Here is a 20,079-nt window from a genome sequence, read left to right on the forward strand (position 1 = left end):
TAAGGCGATACTCAGACATGGGTCCCTCTTTTCCGCTCTTTTCGCCGATAAGGCGATACTCAGACATGGGTCCCTCTTTTCCGCTCTTTTCGCCGAATCCCGAGGCGCCCCATACGGCCTAGGTAAACCTTGACGGCTCGCTTCGCGTCGCGCTTGGGTGTTTCCCGCCCCTTCGGGCGGGAAACACGGCTACCACAATGGGTTGATCTTGCCGCTGGTTGGCTCCCTTCTCCCACTTGTGGGAGAGGGCCGGGGGAGAGGGCGGGGGCGCACTGCGGCGTTGTGGTGCCAAGGGCCATTGGCTTGGGCCTTTCCCACGCTTTGCACGCATCGACAAGCTTTGTGCACGGCCAGACAAGCCATGATCAGGCCGTGGTGTTAACTTCGATCTCCATGACAAGGCACCAGCCAAGACCAACCGGAGACGAAGATGAATGCACCTAAGGAAGCCCGCAGCGGCCTGAACCAGGCCATCCGCAATGCCATGCTGATCGACGGCGAGTGGCGCCAGGCCGAGTCCGGCGAGACCTTCGCCGTGTTTGATCCCGCCACCGGTGAGGAGATCGCGCGCGTGCCCGCGGGCGGGGCGGCGGATATCGATGCGGCGGTGGCCGCGGCCGGGCGCGCCTTTGCTGGCGGCACGTGGCGCGCCATGATGCCGGCCCAGCGCGAGCGCCTGCTGCTCAAGCTGGCCGACCTGGTCGAGCAGCACGGCGACGAACTGGCCCGGCTTGAAACGCTCAACAATGGCAAGCTGCTGGCGTTCTCGCAAGGCCTGGAGGTGGGCGGCAGCGCGCAATGGCTGCGCTACATGGCCGGCTGGGCCACCAAGATCGAAGGCAGCACGCTGGACGTATCGGTACCGTTTCCCCCCGGCACGCGCTATAGCGCCATGACCCGGCGCTCGCCGGTGGGCGTGGTGGGCGCCATCGTGCCGTGGAATTTCCCCTTGCTGATGGCGGTCTGGAAGATCGCCCCGGCCCTGGCCTGCGGCTGTACCGTGGTGCTCAAGCCGGCCGAGGAAACGCCGCTCACCGCGCTGCGGCTGGCCGAGCTGGCGCTGGAAGCGGGCTTCCCGCCGGGTGTGCTGAACGTGGTGACCGGCGACGGCGTGCCCGGCGCGGCGCTGGTGGCGCATCCCGGCGTCAACAAGATTACCTTCACCGGTTCCACCGAAGTCGGGCGCCTGATCGGTGCGCGCTGCGGCCAGGATATCCGCCGCGTGTCGCTGGAGCTCGGCGGCAAGAGCCCGGTCATCGTGCTGGATGACTGCGATCCCGCGCATGCCATCCAGGGCGCGGCCGGCGCCATCTTCTTCAACCAGGGCCAGGTCTGCACGGCCGGCTCGCGCCTGTATGTGGCGCGCCGCCACTATGACCAGGTGGTCGAGGGGCTGGGCAAGGTGGCCAATGCCACGGTGCTGGGCTCCGGGCTCGATCCTGCCAGCCAGATGGGGCCGCTGGTGTCGTCGCGTCACCGCGACAAGGTCATGGGGCTGATCGGCACCGGGCGCAGCGAAGGCGCGGACATCGTCGCGGGTGGCACTGCGCTGGACCGCCCCGGCTATTTCGTGCGGCCCACCGTGGTGGCCAACGCCGCGTGCAAGGACCTGACGCTGGTGCGCGAGGAAGTCTTCGGGCCGGTGGTGGTGGCCATGCCGTTCGACGATCCCGAGGCCGTGCTGGCCGAGGCCAACCGGTCCGAGTATGGCCTGGGCGCCAGCATCTGGAGCAACGACCTGCGCGCGGTGCAGCGGCTGGTCGATGGCCTGGATGCCGGCACGGTCTGGGTCAATACGCACAACATCGTGGACCCCAACATGCCTTTTGGCGGATACAAGGCCTCCGGGGTCGGGCGCGAGCATGGCCGCTCCGCCATCGAGGCCTACACGGAGATCAAGTCGGTCTGCATGGCTTACTGAGCGGCATCGCCGCGCGTGGTGGGGGAGTTCGCGCTGCGGGTAATCCCGAGTGTGTAAAACCTAGCCCTGCGGCCATTCTTAGGTCTGCTGCAATCCGGTGGCGCGACGGGCGATGTCCGTCGCGCCATTGGCCAGCCGCTGGCATAGAACCAGCCTGGCTTCCCCCCGAAGAAGAAGCAAAAAAAAGAGGAGACACAATGAGCCAAGAACCCGAGCGGGTTATCTCCTGCTGGCCGCGCGTTGCGCAGCGCGCTGGCAATCAAGCAGGCCTGTCGCGCAAGGTGGCAGTGCTGGTAGCGGGGCTGGCGGCGTTCTCGCTGGCGGCGGCGCAGGCCAGGCCGCCGGCCAAGGTGGCCAGCGCCGATCACATCCGTACCGTCACCCGAAGCGTCGACGGCGCCTTCATTGAAGGCAACGCCGCCAAGACACCCGACTGGCCCAGCTACGGCCTGGACTACGCGGAAACCCGCTTCAGTCGGCTCTCGCAGATCAATGCCGACAATGTGAAGGACCTCGGGCTGGCCTGGTCCTACGATCTCGAATCCACGCGCGGGGTGGAAGCCACGCCGCTGGTGGTCAACGGCATCATGTACGTCAGCGCGTCGTGGAGCGTGGTGCATGCCATCGACACCCGCAGCGGCAAGCGCATCTGGACCTTCGACCCGAAGGTCGACAAGTCGATCGGCTACAAGGGCTGCTGCGACGTGGTCAACCGCGGCGTGGCGCTGTACCAGGGCAAGGTCTTTGTCGCCTCCTATGATGGCCGCTTGATCGCGCTCGATGCCGGCACCGGCCGCAAGCTGTGGGAGAAGGACACCATCATCGACCGCACCCACTCGTACACCATCACCGGCGCGCCGCGSGTGTTCAAGGGCAAGGTCATCATCGGCAACGGCGGCGCSGAGTACGGCGTGCGCGGCTATATCACCGCCTACGATGCCGGCACCGGCGAGCAGAAATGGCGCTGGTTCACCGTGCCCGGCGACCCCAGCAAGCCGTTCGAGGACGAGTCGATGGCCAAGGCGGCCAAGACCTGGGACCCGGCCGGCAAGTACTGGGAAGCCGGAGGCGGCGGCACTGCGTGGGACACGCTGGCCTTCGACCCCGAGCTCAACCTGATGTACGTGGGCACCGGCAACGGCTCGCCCTGGTCGCGCAGCAAGCGCAGCCCGGCCGGCGGCGACAACCTTTACCTGGCTTCCATCGTCGCGCTGGATCCGGATACCGGCAAATACGTCTGGCATTACCAGGAGACGCCCGGCGACAACTGGGACTACACCTCCACCCAGCCCATGATCCTGGCCGACCTGAACATTGGCGGCAAGGCACGCAAGGTCATCCTGCACGCGCCCAAGAATGGCTTCTTCTTCGTCATCGACCGCACCAATGGCCAGTTCATCTCGGCCAAGAACTTCGTCGATGTGAACTGGGCCAGCGGCTATGACCAGAACGGACGCCCGATCGAGCTGCCGGCGGCACGCGCCACCGACAAGCCCTATGACGCCATCCCCGGGCCTTACGGCGCGCACAACTGGCATCCGATGTCGTTCAACCCGCAGACCGGCCTGGTCTACCTGCCCGCGCAGCATGTGCCGCTCAACCTGATGGACGACAAGAACTGGACGTTCAATGGCAAGCAGCCCGGCCAGCCGCACGGCAACGTGGGATGGAACACGGCGAAGTTCCTCAATGCCGAACCGCCCACCAGCCAGCCCTTCGGGCGCCTGATCGCCTGGGACCCGGTGCAGCAAAAGGCCGTCTGGACGCAGGAGCAGGTCTCGCCGTGGAACGGCGGCACGCTCACCACCGCCGGCAACCTCGTGTTCCAGGGCACGGCCGATGGCCGCTTCATCGCCTACAACGCCGCCACCGGCGCGAAGCTGTGGGAGTCGCCCACGGGCACCGGCGTGATCGCGGCGCCCGTGAGCTATCTGGTGGACGGCAAGCAGTACGTGTCCGTCGCCGTCGGCTGGGGTGGCGTCTACGGGCAGGCCCAGCGCGCCACCGAGCGGCAGGGGCCGGGCACCGTCTACACCTTCGCGGTTGGCGGCAAGGCGCCGATGCCCGCGTTCGTGCAGTACCGCGCGGGTGAATTGCTGTCGGGCGTGAAGTACGACCCGGCCAACGTCGCGGCGGGCACGGCGCTCTACGTCAGCAACTGCGTGCTCTGCCACGGCGTGCCCGGCGTGGATCGCGGCGGCAATATCCCCAACCTCGGCTATATGAATACCGCCTATATTCAAAATCTCGACAAGTTCATCTTCAAGGGACCCGCCATGGCGCGCGGCATGCCAGACTTCACCGGCAAGCTGAGCGCGGACGATGTCGAGAAGATCAAGGCGTTTATCCAGGGCACCGCGGACGCCATCCGGCCCAAGGCCCAGGCAATGGCCAAGTAGCGACCGGGCAGGCCGCCTGCACAGCAGCAAAGGAAGCCATCAACAAACTCAAGGCAGGGATATGGCAGGCAACAAGGGCGGTGGGCGAAGCAGGAAACGGGCTTGCGCGGAGGCTTCGCACCGCCTGCGCTGCCTGGCGGCGGCGATGCTTGCCGTCGCGCCCGGCGCGGCTTTTGCCGAGGAAATGCTGCCAGACGTGGTGGTGAGCGTCAGCCGCGCCGAGCAGACGCGCTTTGACGCGCCGGCCGCGATCGACAGCGTTCCGGTCGATTCGCTGAGCGCGGCCAGCCCGTTGGTCAACCTGTCCGAGCTGTTGCCGCTCGTGCCCGGCGTGGCCGCGCGCGAGCGGCAGAATTACGCGCAAGACTTGCAGCTAGCGGTGCGCGGCTTTGGCAGCCGCTCCACCTTCGGCGTGCGCGGCGTGCGGCTGTTCGTGGACGGCATTCCCGCCACCATGCCGGACGGGCAGGGCCAGGCCTCCACCGCCGATCTCACCAACGCCAGCCGCATTGAAGTGTTGCGCGGCCCCTTCGCCCAGCTCTACGGCAATGCGTCGGGCGGTGTCGTGCAGATTTTCACGCCCGATCCGCCCAAGGCGCCGATGGCGCGCGCCACCACCGGATTTGGTTCCGACGGGCAATGGATGGCCGGCGTGACGGTGGGCGGCGGCAACGACAAGATCGGCGGCGTGCTGGATGCATGGACATTCGAGACCGACGGCTACCGCGACCACAGCGCGGCCCGGCGCCGCCAGCTCAACGCCAAGGTGGTGGCAGAGCCGGTCACCGGCACCCGCGTCACGCTGTTGTTCAACGCCTTCGACCAGCCCCAGGCGCAGGACCCGCTCGGCCTCACGCGCGCCCAGGCCGACGCCAACCCGCGCCAGGCCGTGTCGCTGGCCACGCAGTTCAATACCCGCAAGACCGTGCGGCAGAACCAGGGCGGCGTGCTGGTGGAGCAACGGCTAAGCGAGCAGGACAACCTTGAGTTCCGCCTCTACGGCGGCACCCGCGAGCTCACCCAGTACCTGGGATTCAGCGGCATCGCGCCCTCGTCGGCGGGCGGCATCGTGGATATCGACCGATCCTACGGCGGCGGTGCGATGTCATGGCACCACAACACCACGGTAGCCGGACTGCCTTTGCTATGGAGCGCCGGCGTGGACGCCGACGGCATGCGCGACGCGCGCACCGGCTTCGTGAACCAGAACGGCTTGCAGGGCGCGCTGCGCCGCGACGAAACCGACAAGGCCGGCAGCCTGGGCGCCTTCGCCCAGTTCGACTGGACCTGGAATCCCTCCTGGCGGCTGGTCGGCGGCGTGCGCGCCAGCCAGGTCAAGCTGCGCATCGACGATCATTACATCACCGCCGCCAGCCCCGACGACAGTGGCACCGCCACCTACAACAACGTCAGCCCGGTGCTCGGCGTGGTCTGGCAGGCGGTGGACTCGCTCAATGTGTACGCCAACCTTGGCCGCGGCTTCGAAACCCCAACACTGACCGAAGTCGCCTACGGCCGCGGTGGCATCGGCACCAACCTCGGGCTGCAGCCCTCCACCAGCCGCCAGGGCGAGATCGGCGTCAAATGGCAAGGCAAAGGGCAACGGCTGGAAGCCGCGGTGTTCGATGCAGGCAGCCACAACGAGATCGTGCCGCTGTCCAACGACAACGGCCGATCCGTCTACCAGAACGTCAACGGCGTGCACCGGCGCGGTCTGGAGCTGGGATGGCGCGGCACCTACGGCCCCGGCGAGCGCTACGGCACCGGCCTGGCCTACACCTGGCTCGACGCCTACTTTGGCGACGCCTTTCGCAATGCGCAGGGCGCAACGGTAGCCTCCGGCAACCGTCTGCCCGGCACCGCTCGCCACAGCCTGTTTGCCGAGGCCACGTACAAGCCGCTGGCCGACCTCACGCTGGGCGTGGAAATGCGCGTGGAAGGGCGCGTGTTCGCCGACGACCTCAACACGCAATATGCGCCGGGTTACGCCACCTTCAACCTGCGCGCTGGCTATCAATTCCGCGTGGGGCGGATGCGCTGGTATGCCTTTGGGCGCATCGATAATATTGCCGACCGGCATTACATCGGGTCGGTGATCGTGAACGAGAGCAATGGCCGGTATTTCGAGCCGGCGCCGGGGCGGCGGTTTTTTGTGGGGCTGCGGGCGGAGATCTGAGTGGTGGCTGGGCTGTCCGCCCGCCACATTACGCCGTTGCCGCGCGCGGAAGCATCAGTCTGCGCCGTACCTGGCAGAGCGCGGACCATACAGGATGCCGCCCGGGCTGCCGGCCGACAGCAGCTTCTGGCTCGTAGCTCCCGCTACCGAATAGCTCGCATCCGACACGCTGTTGATCACCTGCGCGACCGCTGCAGCCACGAGCATCCCAACCAGGCCGCCGCCGGCGTTGCCCGATTGGCTGTTGGATGCCGACGCGTCGCCAGCCCAGAGCGTGCCCCCTGTGCGCAAATCCACGAGCTTCGCCTTCGCGCTGACGACCGTGGCGCTGCTGACCACCTGGTACTTCGTCCCATAGTCCGTCACCGTGATGTAGAGGGCAGCATCCGCGCCGAAGATGTCTCTGAGCTTCGGCGGCGGGACAGCGTGGATATCAGCTGGCGTCGTCAGGCCATTCTGGCGGAACGTCTCATCCACCAGGGCCACCGGCAGCACGTAGTACCCGGCCTCGGCAAGCGGATAGCTGACCTGCGACAGCATGCTGTAGGTCGCCGTGACGTCAGGCGACTCGTTCAGCGGGGGCAGGACCAGGATCGAGCGTGGCTTGCTTTCCTTGAAGGCGGCGTAATCGACATGCTTGGGTGGCGCCGCGCACCCGGAGGCCAGCGCCGCGACGGCCAGGAACGCGAGCGCGCGTTTGATCAGATCCTTCATTTCTTGCTCCCCCCTTGCTTGATGTTCTTCATCAGGAAATCCACGTAGGCGGACGACTCTGGAAACAGGGTCTTTTCCGTCTGGAACTCGCGGGCCATCTGGTCATCCTTGCCAGCATCGGCGTACAGCATGCCAAGATGGGCGTGGTAGCCCGGCGGCGGCGTATTGCCCGCAGCCATGATCTTCTGCAGATCAGTTTCAAGTGCTTCAATCTGGGCTTGCTTCGATTCGCCCTTGAAGTACTGGTAGACCTGCGGCTGGTAGCTTTCCCACTGATACAGGGACTTGGCTGGCGCGGCGCAGCCCGCCAGCAATGCGCTTGCCGTGAGCACGAGTGTCGCCAGGCGGCACGGCCGGATTGATGTCTTCACAGTTTCTCCTCTTCCTCTAGATGTTGGCGCTCAGGGGTTTCCCGGCGTCAAGGCGCCGGCCTCGACGCCGTTGACCAGGTTCGTCACGGCCTCGCGCATGGCGAGATCCAGCACCTTGCCGTTGAGGGTCGAGTCATAGCTGGAGCTGCCGCCAAAACCCATGACCTCCCGGCTAGACAGCGCGTACTCGCCCGCGCCCTGGCTGGTGAACACCACTTCCGATGTCACGATATTGACCACGTTCAGGGCGACCTTCGCATAGGCCACCTGCGACTTGCCGCGACCGAGAATGCCGAAGAACTGCTGGTCACCCACTTCCTTGCGCCCGAACTCGGTCACGTCGCCGGTAATCACGTAGTCGGCCCCCTTGAGGCGTTGCGCCTGACTCTTGATGCCCGCCTCGCGTTTGATCTCTTCCAGGTTGTCGCGGTCGAGAACATGGAAGCGGTTGGTCTGTTGCAGGTGGGTGATCAGGACGGTCTTGGCCTGGCCGCCCAGCCGGTCGATGCCATCCGAAAAACACGCCGCGCATATAGCTCGAACGGTTATCGAACTTCCCGACCGCGATCGGCGTGCGCACCCCCACGTAGGGGCGGCTGGCGCTCTCGACCTTCTGCACGGGCAACGCAGTCGATGATTCGGTCGCGCAGCCGCCAAGCAGGGCGAGCAGCCCAGCCGCGGCAAACAGCGATCCTCTTGTCAGTCTGTTCATTCGGGTTACTCCTCTTCGTTACTCAAACATGCAAACGATTCACGCCATCGGGCGAGCATCGCCTGCGCGATACCTCCGGGGCTGCGGGGCCTAAAACTCAACGCCGATCTGCGCCGCGAAGTTGGGCGCGTGCGTGCGGAAGAACTCAGGCTTGCTGACCGGCCTGCCGAGCGTCACCTCGTAGGTCAGGGCGGCGTAGCCACCCATGGCCCAGCGTCCGCGCGCCCCGATCACGGCACCCATCAGCGTCTGGCCCATCAGGAACCCGGCGGATGGGCCGCTGACATGTCCCATATCGAAGCCCACGAAGGCTTCCTGGCCCGTATTGGCGAGGTGCCAGGCCAGGTCGTTGCGCCAGGTGATGCCGTTCTCGGCGGCAAGGGTGAGTTGTTCATCGAAACCGCGCACCGAGTAGCGGTTGCCGATGACGAAGTAGTCGGACGGCAAGATGCGGGTGCGGGCGTACTGCATGCGCATGCTGCCCTGGTAGCGCAAGCGCTCCCCGGCGACCTGGAATGGCACCATCAGGCCGGCATTCGCCAGCACGATCTCCGACTTGCCATCCCAGCCAGGCTCGCCCAGCACAAAGCCAGGCGACCTGGAGTGCGCGGGCAGCGACGCGCGCCATGCCGCGCCGACATCCAGCACCGTGTTGCCAAGGTACTGACGGTGCGCGGCGCCGGCCTCGAAGCCCACGAAGTCGCGGTGCTGCACTGCGATGTCGATGCCGTCCAGGGTGGAGCTGGCAGTCTTGCGGAACACCTTGGCGTACAGGCTCGTCTTGCCCGAAGCGTTGCGCAACGGCACGTAGCCAAGTCCTGCCTCGATCTGCGTGCTGCGCCCGCCGTAGACGATGTCGCCGTCGAAACCCGCCACCGTCTGGTGGTAGCGCGACTGGTTGGCGTTGAAGAAAGCGTTCCAGTAACCAAAGGGAATGCTGTAGCTGAGCGCCGAAGAGCGGGTCCCCGCCGCGCTGTTGCCGGCATTGGCATTCGTGCTGCCGGAGAGGGTGAGGCTGTCGTAGAGGAACAGTGGCGAGTCCACCGTCAGCGTGCCGCCCATCTGATAGCGCCCGGTGTTGTCCAGTCCGGCGTTATCGCCCGTCACGAGGACATGCCAGCGCTTGCCGGTGCCCGGCTTGATGATCAGTTCCGTGTCGCCGGGGTTCTCGCCGGGCACCAGGTCGATGCCGGCATCGGCCTGCCCCTGCAGGCGGCGCATGTTCTCCGTGCCTTGGTCAAGGTCGCGCTGGTTGACCAGCCCGCCGGGGCCGGTGGGCAAGGCCATGCGCCACCAGCCGGGCGTGCCCTCGGCCTTGATACCAGAGAGGCGTCCCGCCACCACGCGCAGGCGCAATTCGCCGCTGGCGAGATTCTGGTCCGGGATCACCACGCGCGTGGTCATGTAGCCTTGGGCGAGCAGCCGCGCCGAAAAATAGTTCTGGATGGCCTCCAGCCCCTTGCCCCCAACGCATTGCGTGGGCAGGATGCCCGCCTCGGCCTGGAGCCATGCAAAGTCCTCGGCACCCTCCCAGCGCACCGTCCCGATGCGGAAGCAGGGCGACTCGGCACGCAGGATCAGCGGTCCCGCGATGCCGGCGTTGGCGGGGGAGGTCGTCAGCACATCGGGACGGGCCAAGGCACGCTCGCGCGCAGCCTCCTGCTGTTGTTCCTGGCGGCGCTCGATGGCGGCGTTCGGGGTGACAGGCGGGAAAGCGGGCCGGAAGACGGGCAGGGCCTGGGCAACCGCGAGTGTGGGCAGCGTCAGGATGAGCGGGGCAAAAGGGGAGACGCCACGCGCCTTGCGGCGCGCGTTGCGGAAGTTCATCGGCATAGGTTGTCGCGGCTTACATGTCAGGCAATTCGACGCGGAGGCTGATGATCTGGTCGGATTAAATTGCTATATGTTCATGAGGGGTGCAATCGAGTGCACGGAGAACATCACTCATTGAGGCTCTGCGAGCGAGAATAAATAGACCAGATTTTCGCGGCATCGAAAGGCGATGCCGGTGTGAAAAAATAAACCAGATCATTTTCTCCACTCCAGATTTCAGATGGCATTGTTGGCGCCAGCGCCGCTGGCCTCGTTGCCAATGCCTTCATCACGCAAGCGCGCTGCTGCATGAGTGAGGCTGGACTACGCCAAGGCCAGACGGACGATACCGAGTTTTCACCCAGATTGAAATCGGACAAATCCGAAAACGAGGGGTGAAATTTCCTATTCAATCGATTCGGAGCTGAATTTGGCTAGGTGCGGAATAGTCTGCGGCTGTTTGGGGAGACATTGCTGGTAGGCGGCCTGTTCCTGCAGGCGGCGTATGTTTCCCGTGCCCTGGTCAAGGTTGCGCTGGTTCACTAGTCACCTGGGCCGATGGGCAAAGCCATGCGCCACCAGCCGGGCGTGCCCTTGGCCTTGACACCAGAGAGCTATCCGGCCACCACGCGCGTGGTCATGTGCACTTGGGCGAGCGGACGCGCGGAGAAATAGTCCTGGATGCTGTCCAGCCTCTTGCGGTCGACGCATTGGGCGGGCAGGCTGCCGGCCTCAGCCTCGAGCCATGCGAGGTCCTCTGCATCTTCCCCGCGCACCCTGTTGATGAAGAAGCAGGGTGAGGCGGGATTGGCGGTCCCGCGCTGACGGCCATCTATGTATTTCCGTGCCTGCTATTGCTATCTTGACGCTCCATTTTTCTGGTTTTTATCCACGCGTATAAGAACCAAAGTGCGAAGACCAGCGTCCACACCAGACATAGACCGGACACAAGATAGTAGTGTTTGGTAGTGACGTTAAAGCCCAGTAGATGAAATATCGCGAGTGGAATCAACATAATCCACGGCGAAAATATTCCTTGAAATATGATCCATATTTTATTAATTACTTTCATTGTTTTTGATTATGTGGAGGGGCAGCAGAGGAGTCGGCGATCCTAGGTTGATGTCGACGGAATGAGTCTGCGGAGTTTTTGTTCTTTATTAAAAGTATTATTCCGTACGTTGCCTCAATAATCAAGGATAATGTACCAAGTGCGGTAATTATAAAAACGGCGCGATTGTGTGTGCTGTCAGTTATGGAAAAATTGTCATGTAGTATATTTGTTGATATCCAAGAAACTGAATCTCTTAGCCAATGAATTGATATCATGGTTGCTATAGAGAATAGAGATCGAGTCGCAATTCCGGTCCACCCAGGATTTGAGAAAAAACCATTAATTTTCCTAACAACGTTTTTCACTTCAACTCCTTGCCGGGAACGAATGCTGGCCACGATCCTACTGCAGCACCTGTTGTGGTTGTGATATTTCCGGGGAGCATGTTTCGAGTGCCTTGCAATAGAATTGGAAGGTTTGGATTTATGCCGCCCGGATATAGAATTCTTGGTAATGTCGCTGCAGTGATTTTTCCAGCGCCAATCGCGGCGTTATATCCCAGTGCGCCACCGAGTGCCCACATTGCGCCGGAATAATAGGGGCTATTCGACTCTCCATAGTAGCTGTTATTAAATAGTGTTGTTGTCGCTCCCGCTGCTCCGGCCACGACCATATTCCCAGCCAGATTCATAGGGGCTGCAATAGGCGTAGCAATCGCCGCGACGGTTCCCGCAAAGAGCGATTGCATCGGCCTCACTGTCCCGCTTTGGGCATACGTGCCGGCCGCATCCATACCGCTGCCTGCAGAGAAGCCGATAACCGAATATCCCAATGCCCCACCAACGGTTGTCGCAATGGGGCCGCCAATGGCAAGCACAGCTCCGACCGGTGCCGCGATCGTACCGGCTCCCATCAAATTGTTAATCGTCTGCGCTCGCTGGTTAGCTGCACCAACAGCCGCGATAGTTGGCTGAGTGAGGCCATTCTGCACGTAGAAATTACTGTTCCTGTCCTGCGGAAGATAGTTGGCATACATGTCAGTGTTGGCCTTTTGCGCAGCGGTCGGATGGAACGAGTAGCTAATTCCGCATGCAGCGCAAGAAGGATCGGCAGGGAGCATCATGTGCGCCTGACTCAAGAAGCCGCTCGCAGCTTGGTCCCAAATACCGCCAGCACCATTTTGCACTTGACGAAACCCCTGTTGTGCGAGGCGCTGCTCTGCGTCAATGACCTGGGTGTCGGACGGAGCTCGCCCGCCGTTGAGTTGCTGAGCGAAGCGCTTGGCATTGTCCTTGATCCACTTCTGTTCATCCGGATGCAACTGCCGATTGAACCGATCCACATTCGCCGCCGTCGCCGCCCCCGATCCGCCACCCACGATGGCACCAAAGCCACCCGCTGCGATATTGGCCGCCACGTTGCCGAGCGCCTCATTCAACCCGGCATTACCGGTATCGACGCTCTCTGATACCGCATTGCCAAGCGCCTGAAGCTTGGGCGCGGCCAGCGACGATGCGCCCGCACCTGCGGCGCCGGCCAGCGCGTTGCCGCCACCCAGGCCCGCAACAAGCGCGCCGCCTGCGGCGTGCAGCACTGCGCGGTAGTCGCCGCCTTCCTCCCAGTTCTTGGCGTCGGCAAGGTACTTGTTTTCCAGTTCGGTATTCCCGGCGTCGTGGGCGGCTTTGGCATTCGCACGGGCTTGCTTCTCCTTGGTGCCGGCGACGTCGCCCACTGTCTTGGCTACCGCCTCGCCAGCGGCCTGGGCGGCGGCCATCGTGTCGGACTGTTTGTTCAGTACCTGGTCCAGATTGGGGTTCTTGCCGACCGTGCTGTTGGTGCCGGCGGTGTCCCGTTTCAGGCTGGCCAGCTCCTGCTTCTGGTTGGCCTGGTCTTTGATGGTGATGGTGCCGTCGGCGATTGCGCTGCGTGCGGCGCCGTCCTGGCTGCCGCTCTCGTGCTGCGGAATCATCGGGTTGATGCCGCCGGTGTTCTTGCCGGAAGTCTGGCCGCTGTTGCGCTGGCCATTGGGTGCGCCAAATGCCCCGCCTGCGGAGAGGCCTGCGGAAGTTGCGCTGTAGTCGGAATGGTTGGCGATGTCGCTCCAGGTGAGCGTGCCGGTGGTCAGGTTGTTCTTGTCCTTGCCTGCCGCGCTGGCGATGACTGCGCCCTTCAGGTCGGTATTGCCCTTGACGGTGATATCGAAGCCGTCCTTGCCGGCATGGATGCCGGACTGCTCGCTGACGTTGGCATAGCTGCCATTGGCCTTGCCCTTGGATGCGGAGAAGCTGGCGGACCCACCGCCCTGGCTGATGCTGAAGCCGCCGCTCATGCTTTCCTGCTTGGCGTGCATTTCCTCGGTGTCTTGGCGGCTGGCGATGTTCAGGTTGCCGCCCACGTCTGCGATCACCTTGCTGCCGCTGACCGTGGTGCCGAGGATGTTGGCGTCGTTACCCGATGCAAGGGTGACGGACTCCCGGCCGCTCACGTGGCTGTTGGCTTGCGAGACGCCTTGGCTGTCCGAGTTGCCCTTTGCCTTGGAGGCGGAGGCCGATACGCCGAAGCCGGCGTTGTCCGGGCCAAGGCCATACGATACGCCGACGCTGGCGCTGCTGGACTTGTTGGTGCTGTGGCTCTCGTTGGTGTCGGTGGCCGAAACGATATTGATATCGTGCCTGGCTCCCAGCGCCACCTTGTTGGCGTCGATGTTCGAGCCGGCGATGTTGAGGTTGCCCGCCGTTTGGTTGCCGTTGGCATCCACGCCCGTCGCGGCGAAGGCCGCTGTGCCGCCTGCCGATATGTTGGCGCCGTTGTGGCGGGTGGCGTCCTGCGTCATGGTCTGCTTGCTATGGCTGGTGCCCCAGGAGAGCGTAACGGCGGCGCCTGCCAGGGGGGTGCCGCCGGCCTGCGCCAATGCGCTGCCGGTGTCGGCAATGTCGCGCGCGGCGGCGATCCCCCACAGCGCGGCCGCGCGGCCGTCCTGGCTTTGACTGGCCGAGTTGACCTTGTTCCCGGCGGCGATGGCCGCGCCGATGGCGCCACCCGACACGCCCAGCGTGAAGCCGCTTTGCTTGACCTCGTGGGTTTCGTCGTGGTGCTGGCGGTTCTGCGCGGCTTCGATGTTGACATCCGCGCCCACGCCGGTGATGTCCTGCTTGGCGATCAGGTCGCTTCCGGTGACCGTGAGGGTGCTGCCCGCATTCATGCGGACGCTGCCGTCCGTGCTGCCTACCAGGCTCCCCACCTGCTGCGTGCCGTTGTCGTTGGTGGTGTCCTTCTGGGCGCGGTTGCCGTACGAAAGGCCGGAGCCGGTGGCGCCGAACCCCGAATTCTTCTCTTCCTTGTAGGTGTAGGCGGACGAGGTGGTCTCGGTGGTGCCGATGGTCAGGTCGCGCCCTGCGCCGAGGCTCGCGTCGTGCGTGGCCGCCACGGTGCTGCCCGCGACGGCCAGGTCACGTCCTGCCGCCATGGCCACCGTGTCGCCGGAGAAGGTGCTGCCCAGCGCCTCGGTCTGGCTGTTGGCATCGATGGTATGGGTGGACGTCTTCGACAGGAAGCCGCTTTCCTGGTAGGCGTGCTCGTCGCGTACGGAACTCGCTGCCTGACCGGCCTTGACGTTGATGTCACGTCCCGCGCCCACGGCCAGTGCGCCGTCTGCGCTGACATACGCGGCGGTGGCGTTCACGTCGCGCCCGGCGCTCAGGGTCGTGTCCTTGCCCGCCGTGACCTGCGTGCCGATTTCCGCGCTGCGCGATACCGCTGCATTGTTTTTTGCGTCTTTGTAGAGGCGTTCTGATTCGCTGACCTCGACCGTGCCAAGGTGGATATCGCGGCCCGCCGCCATGCCCACGCTGCCGGTGGCCTGGATGTTCGCGGCCTTGGTGTTGATATCGCGCCCGGCCACGAAGGTGGCGTTGTCAGCCGCCACGCTGGAGATGCCGGCGATCACGGCGCGGCTGCCCGCGAGGTTGCCGCTGCCGCCGGCTCCGGAGGCGGTGGTGGTGGTCAGGTTGATGTCGCGGCCTGCCGTGGCTGCCAGCTGACCCGTCGTGATATGTCCGGCGAGATTGTTGATGTCCTGCCTGGCGCTCAGCCCCATGACGCGCGCCGACAGCGCGCCGCCGTTGTGGATATTGGCCGCGTCGATCAGCGTCACGCCGCGGCTGGCGATGGTGCCCGTGTTCTTCACGTCGCCATCGCTCTGGATGACGGTATCGCGCGCGGCCATCAGGGTGCCGTCACCCTTCAGGTCGCCCTCGCGCACCTTCAGGTAGACCTGGGGCACCAGCACGCGCTGGGTGGTGCCGTCCTTCAGGGTGACCGTCTTCTCGACCAGCCATACGATGTCGGTGGTGAGCGCGCGCATCTGGTCCGCCGTCAGCCCAGTGCCCACGTTCAGGTGGAACTGCTTGCCGAACTCGACGCCTGACTGCATCAGCGCCTTGTATTGCGCCTCGTTGTCGGTGTAGTCGCCCACGAAGCGCTGGCCGGTTCCCAGCATCACGGCATCGGCCACCAGGCGGGCTTCATAGTAGCCGTCGCCCAGGCGCTTGAGCACGTGGGTGGGGTCCTGGCCCAGTTGCGTGAGCATGACATCGCTGGACAGCCACTGGCGCTGGTTGGTGAAGCGCGGGTCGGTCTCGATCAGGTAAGGCGTGCCCGGCTCGCCGTGAATCTTGAAGAGCGCGTTGTCGGGCATTGCCAGCGACGGCGAGATGGCCCGGATGACGTCGCCGCCCAGGCGGCCTCCGGCCCCCGTGCCGAGCGAGATCTGCGTGAGCGTCGGCGCGGCGGCGATCGGGCCGGTGCCGGCCTTGTCCGCCACGATCGTGCCAGTGCCGTTCACAACCTGGTATTCCAGCGCTTCACCCTTGGCGAGCTGGTTCGGAATTTCCAGATGTACCGCTGGCACGCCCATGTTGTCGTAGCAACGGCCGCGCTTGCATGGGCGGGTGTATTGGCTGGTGCCGGTCGTGTCCTCCATGCGTGTCGCATCGTACGCAAGGTTGTTGACTCCGCCGCTGCCGTCACCGGCAGCAAGCGTGCCGCCAACGAGAATCTGGCTTTTGTCGTTGGTGACCGCGCCAGTGAAGTTGGCGTTGCGGCCCACCAGGATGCGGGCGGGATCGGTGTGGGCGACAACCTCGTCCTGCACGCGGGTGTCACGCCGTTCGATAGTCCAGGACTTCACCAGCCGCCCCTGATAGTCGCTGTTGAATGCCTGGATCTTGCCATTCAGGGCTTCGTAAAGCGGTTTGCTGGCAGCCTTTGCGGCATGGTAGGCAACCAGATCAGCCCGGTATTGCGTATGGCAGGCCACTGGCGATCCATCCAGGCAGGGGGAGGGTACGGGAGGCAGCGCGCCGGGCCGGGCCATCCCGAATTTGTCCCAGATCGGGTCGTCAGCCTTGTAGACAAAATGATCGGCTTCCAGGCTGCCATGCGCGTCCGGCGCGAACGGCAGCATCGCCAGGCCCACGGGCCAGTTTGGACCGGAGGAGCGGCTGTCGTTCTGTCCCGGCGTGCCATCGGCCTGGCGGGCCCAGTCGAACGGGGGGCCAAACACGCTGAAGGGGTACTGGGCCGAAGGCAGGAGCAGGCGCTTGTAGTCGTCGTCGCCGAGGTAGGCCAGGTCATCGCCGTGACTGGCGATGTGGCCAAATATGGCACCCGATGCCGTTGGCAGCACGAGCATCGCAGTGCTTGGGTCGATTTTCTCGGCGCTGCCATCTAGCCGATAGTAGAACGCATGCACTGTTCCGGTATCGGTGCGTTCGGTGCGGAAGTGGTCGTTGCGGTTGGCAAGGGCGGCAACATTGAAGTTGGCGCCGCCCGCCACGTCGATGGTGGCCGAGGCGTTGGTGAGCGCATCGGCCTGGCCGGTTGCCTTGCCGCTGGCATCCAGCGCGCGGCCCACGTTCAGGTCTTGCGACGAGTAGACCAGCGCGTGCTCGCGGTTGACGATCTCCGGGGCGCCCAGCTCGATGCCGCCGCTGCGCGAAGCGATCACGGCCCCCTGGCTGGTGGCGGGGTTGATGTCGTTCAGGATATGCTGGCCGGCGCCGATGGCCACCGAGTCGCCAAAGATGCGGTCGATGTTGGTGACGGTGGTGCCGGCCAGGATGCGCACGGCGCCGCCGTCGATGAGGCCTTTGTTGAGCATCGCCTGACCGGCGCGGACGGTGTTGGAGACCCGGCCGGACATCTCGCCCGAGTTAGTGACGTTGCGCCCGTGGACATCGGCGTCGCGGCCTGCCTCCAGCTTGCCATCATTGGTGATATCGCCGACAGCATTGCCCTGGGCATCCTCGATCAGGATGTTGAGATCCCGCGCCGCGGTCACTGTGCCGGTGTTGCGGAAATCGGTTTGCAGGATCGCGGTGACGTCGCCCGCATGGGATTGCAGCGAGCCATCCCCGGTGAGGCTGTTGCCCTTGATGCCCAGCGCCTGGTTGGCGGCCAGCAGGCCATCGGTGTTGGTGATGGCCTCCACATTGAGCTGCGCCGTGCCTCCGGCGGTGATTTCGCCACGGGTGTTGCCGAGCGTCGCGGCATTGGCGGCAAGCGAGGCATCGGCGCGCAGCGCGCCCTGGGCATTGTCGATGGCATGGGCAGCCAGCCTGACGTTGGCGCCCTCCATGCCCTTCGGGGCTGCGTCGGTGCCGGAGAGGGTGTCGCGGTTGAGGATGGTGCCCGCCTGCGCGTCCAGGGTGCCACCGGCACGGATGAAGCCTGCCGTGTTGTCGAGGGTAGCCGCGATGCGCACCTTGACATCGCTGTTCGACGCGACCTGGCCGCCAGTGTTGCTGAGGCTGTCGCCGGACATGGCCAGCGGGCCGCCTGCCACCATCTTGCCGCCGGTGTTGTCCAGTGCCGTGCCGGTAACGGTGAGCGCCTCTTGTCCTGACACGATGCCGTCCCGGTTGTCAAAGGCGCCGGCGCCGGCGCTGGCCTGGATGTTGCCCGCCGCGATCACGCCCAGGGTATTCACCAGCGCCTGCCCGCCGGTGTCTGCCGTCAGCGTTTGCCCGGCCGAGATCTGRCCATGGCCGTTGATGATGGGGCCGCCCGTCAGGGTGATATCGGTGGTGGCGAGCGCCTTGCCGCTGGTGTTGTCCAGCGCTCCGGTCACCTGTAGTTTGTCTTGTACCGACCCGATGACGCCGCCGCGATTGACGGTGCCGGCGGCCGCGACAGTGGTGGCACTGGTCCCGGCGATGGTGCCGCCCGTGTTGTCCACGGCCTGCGCCGCGCTCACGCCGAGTGTGCCGCTACTGGTGATGGCGCCATCCTGGTTCAGGATGTTCGCGCCCTGGACGGCTCCGCCATGGACGCCCCCGGCGATGGCGCCGCCGCGATTGTCCACCGTGCCGCCAGCGTTGAGCTGTACGGCATTGGCTTCCAGCCGTGCGTTCTGGTGGTTGATGTCACCCGCCGCCGACAGATAGGCGGTGTCGTGCGCAACGACTTTGCCGTTCGACAGGTCCAGCGTGGGGGCCGACAGCCTGGTGTTGGCGCCGGACACGATGGTGCCAAGGGATTGGATGGCCGTGCGCGCGGCGAGATGGGCCGTACCCGCGCCGGTCACGTTGGCATTGGCATCGACGCCCGCGCCAATGGTGCCGCTGTTGGCGATGCGGTCGGCCTGAGCCAGCAGATCGGTGCCGGCGGCCAGGGTGCCGCTGTTGCTCAGTTGTCCCGGCGTGGCCGCGGCAATGCCGCCGCGCGTGGTGATGGTGCCCGCGTTGCTGATGTTGGCGCCGGTGACGGAGGCGCTGCCCTCGGCTTGCAGGCGGCCACCTGGCACGATACGCACGTCGCCGTTGTTGTCCACCACGATGTCGCCCGAGCGGGCGGTGACGCCGCCGCCGAGATGAAAGCCGACACCGCGTTCCGTGCCGATCAATTTGACCGCCCCGCTATACATGGAGCTCAGCGCCGAGGCGTCGAGCGCGAACTGCGGGGCAGGGCCGTTGCCCGCCTGCGCGGTAGCATTCAGGGTCTGGTAGCCGACCTGGTTGGCACCCGCGACCACATTCAGGTGCCTGGCCCACAGCTGCGCATTGACGTGGATCGAGCGCGCCAGCAGATCGACCTGCGCCTGCGGGCTGGACAGGCCTTGTCCGCCGATGCCGATGCTGCCGCCCCGCACGTCGAAGCCGGCCAGGCTGCCATCGGCGCCGAACACCGGACGTCCGGTAGAAAGCGTGAAGCGGTCCGCGTTGATCGCCCCGCAGCCCGAGCAATGCAACCCCGCCGGATTGGCCAGGATCAGATTGGCGCGGTTCCCGGCGATTTCTTGTGCGCCAAGCAATCGGGAGGGATTCGGCTGGGTGACCTGGACCACGATGTTGCCGGCGTGGCCGTTGCCGAGCATCATGTTTCCCTGGACCCAGCCCGCAATCCGCGTCTGGCTGTTTGCCCCGCTGTTATTCAGTACCACGCCTGATGGGCCGACGTTGTACTGAATGAAATGACTGACGCTAGTGCCGCCGTTACGGTTGGGCGGGGGAATGTTCACGACTGGGACGCCATTGGCCGCCACCCCCACCACCGGACGCTGCCCAGGCACTTGCTTGTCCACCTGAATCGGCAAGGATTGCGCGTGCACCGATTGGTCCAGCAACATCGGCAAGCCCATCATCGAGGCTGCCAACGCGGTGAGCCATAGCACCGGCACGAAGGCCGAGCCTTGGCCACTGCGTTCGGCGTTGCCTTGGCGGCCCTTGCCGCGCCCCGCGGCATGTTCCGGTACTGCGACCAGCATGCCGCGCACAGCGTTGAAAACCAAGCGATGGATATTCTTGTTCATCCTGCGTGTCGGGAGAAGTCGGGTATGCAAGCGAGTTGATACTTGAGCGGGGCTGGGCCAGGCCCAGGCCCAGGCCAGACGTACGATACCGAGCGGAGATTCGGATTGAAA

At 64.9% G+C, this 20,079-nt stretch carries 8 protein-coding genes and 1 pseudogene; 3 read left to right on the top strand and 6 right to left on the bottom strand.

What is annotated here, in order from left to right; translation table 11 throughout:
* Positions 1 to 430 precede the first annotated feature (430 nt).
* The 3 genes from styD (at position 431) to AB4061_RS25030 (ending at position 6,496) form a co-directional block, all read left to right on the top strand.
* Positions 431 to 1,921: a phenylacetaldehyde dehydrogenase StyD gene (gene styD / locus AB4061_RS25020; RefSeq protein ID WP_441638544.1), complete on the top strand. Its 1,491-nt coding sequence runs from the start codon at positions 431 to 433 to the stop codon at positions 1,919 to 1,921.
* Positions 1,922 to 2,118: 197 nt separating this feature from the next.
* Positions 2,119 to 4,320 (top strand): PQQ-dependent dehydrogenase, methanol/ethanol family, encoded by a 2,202-nt coding sequence (locus AB4061_RS25025; RefSeq protein WP_441638546.1) that lies wholly within the window; start codon positions 2,119 to 2,121, stop codon positions 4,318 to 4,320.
* A gap of 145 nt (positions 4,321 to 4,465) precedes the next feature.
* On the top strand, positions 4,466 to 6,496 hold the full coding sequence (locus AB4061_RS25030; RefSeq protein ID WP_441638736.1) for a TonB-dependent receptor family protein: 2,031 nt from the start codon (positions 4,466 to 4,468) through the stop codon (positions 6,494 to 6,496).
* Between the two features lie 54 nt (positions 6,497 to 6,550).
* On the opposite strand, the gene AB4061_RS25035 is transcribed toward AB4061_RS25030, so the two are convergent.
* From AB4061_RS25035 to AB4061_RS25060, 6 genes and pseudogenes are all read right to left on the bottom strand, one after another.
* On the bottom strand, positions 6,551 to 7,210 hold the full coding sequence (locus AB4061_RS25035; protein WP_441638548.1) for a DUF799 domain-containing protein: 660 nt from the start codon (positions 7,208 to 7,210) through the stop codon (positions 6,551 to 6,553).
* Positions 7,207 to 7,581, bottom strand: a complete 375-nt coding sequence (locus AB4061_RS25040; protein ID WP_441638550.1) for a DUF4810 domain-containing protein — start codon at positions 7,579 to 7,581, stop codon at positions 7,207 to 7,209. Before AB4061_RS25040 ends, AB4061_RS25035 begins: the two co-directional genes overlap by 4 nt.
* A 30-nt stretch (positions 7,582 to 7,611) precedes the next feature.
* Positions 7,612 to 8,293, bottom strand: a pseudogene (locus AB4061_RS25045) (CsgG/HfaB family protein).
* 90 nt (positions 8,294 to 8,383) lie between these two features.
* Positions 8,384 to 10,126 (bottom strand): ShlB/FhaC/HecB family hemolysin secretion/activation protein, encoded by a 1,743-nt coding sequence (locus tag AB4061_RS25050; RefSeq protein ID WP_441638552.1) that lies wholly within the window; start codon positions 10,124 to 10,126, stop codon positions 8,384 to 8,386.
* A gap of 107 nt (positions 10,127 to 10,233) precedes the next feature.
* Positions 10,234 to 10,416 carry a hypothetical protein gene (locus AB4061_RS25055; RefSeq protein ID WP_441638554.1) on the bottom strand — a complete coding sequence of 61 codons (183 nt, stop codon included), beginning with the start codon at positions 10,414 to 10,416 and terminating at the stop codon, positions 10,234 to 10,236.
* A 1,104-nt stretch (positions 10,417 to 11,520) separates the two neighbouring features.
* The gene (locus AB4061_RS25060; protein ID WP_441638556.1) at positions 11,521 to 19,968 is read right to left on the bottom strand and encodes a hemagglutinin repeat-containing protein; all 8,448 of its coding nucleotides are present in this window, start codon (positions 19,966 to 19,968) and stop codon (positions 11,521 to 11,523) included.
* Positions 19,969 to 20,079: the final 111 nt, after the last annotated feature.

This window comes from Cupriavidus sp. YAF13, assembly GCF_052113425.1.
In the GTDB taxonomy this organism is placed as follows: Bacteria; Pseudomonadota; Gammaproteobacteria; order Burkholderiales; family Burkholderiaceae; genus Cupriavidus.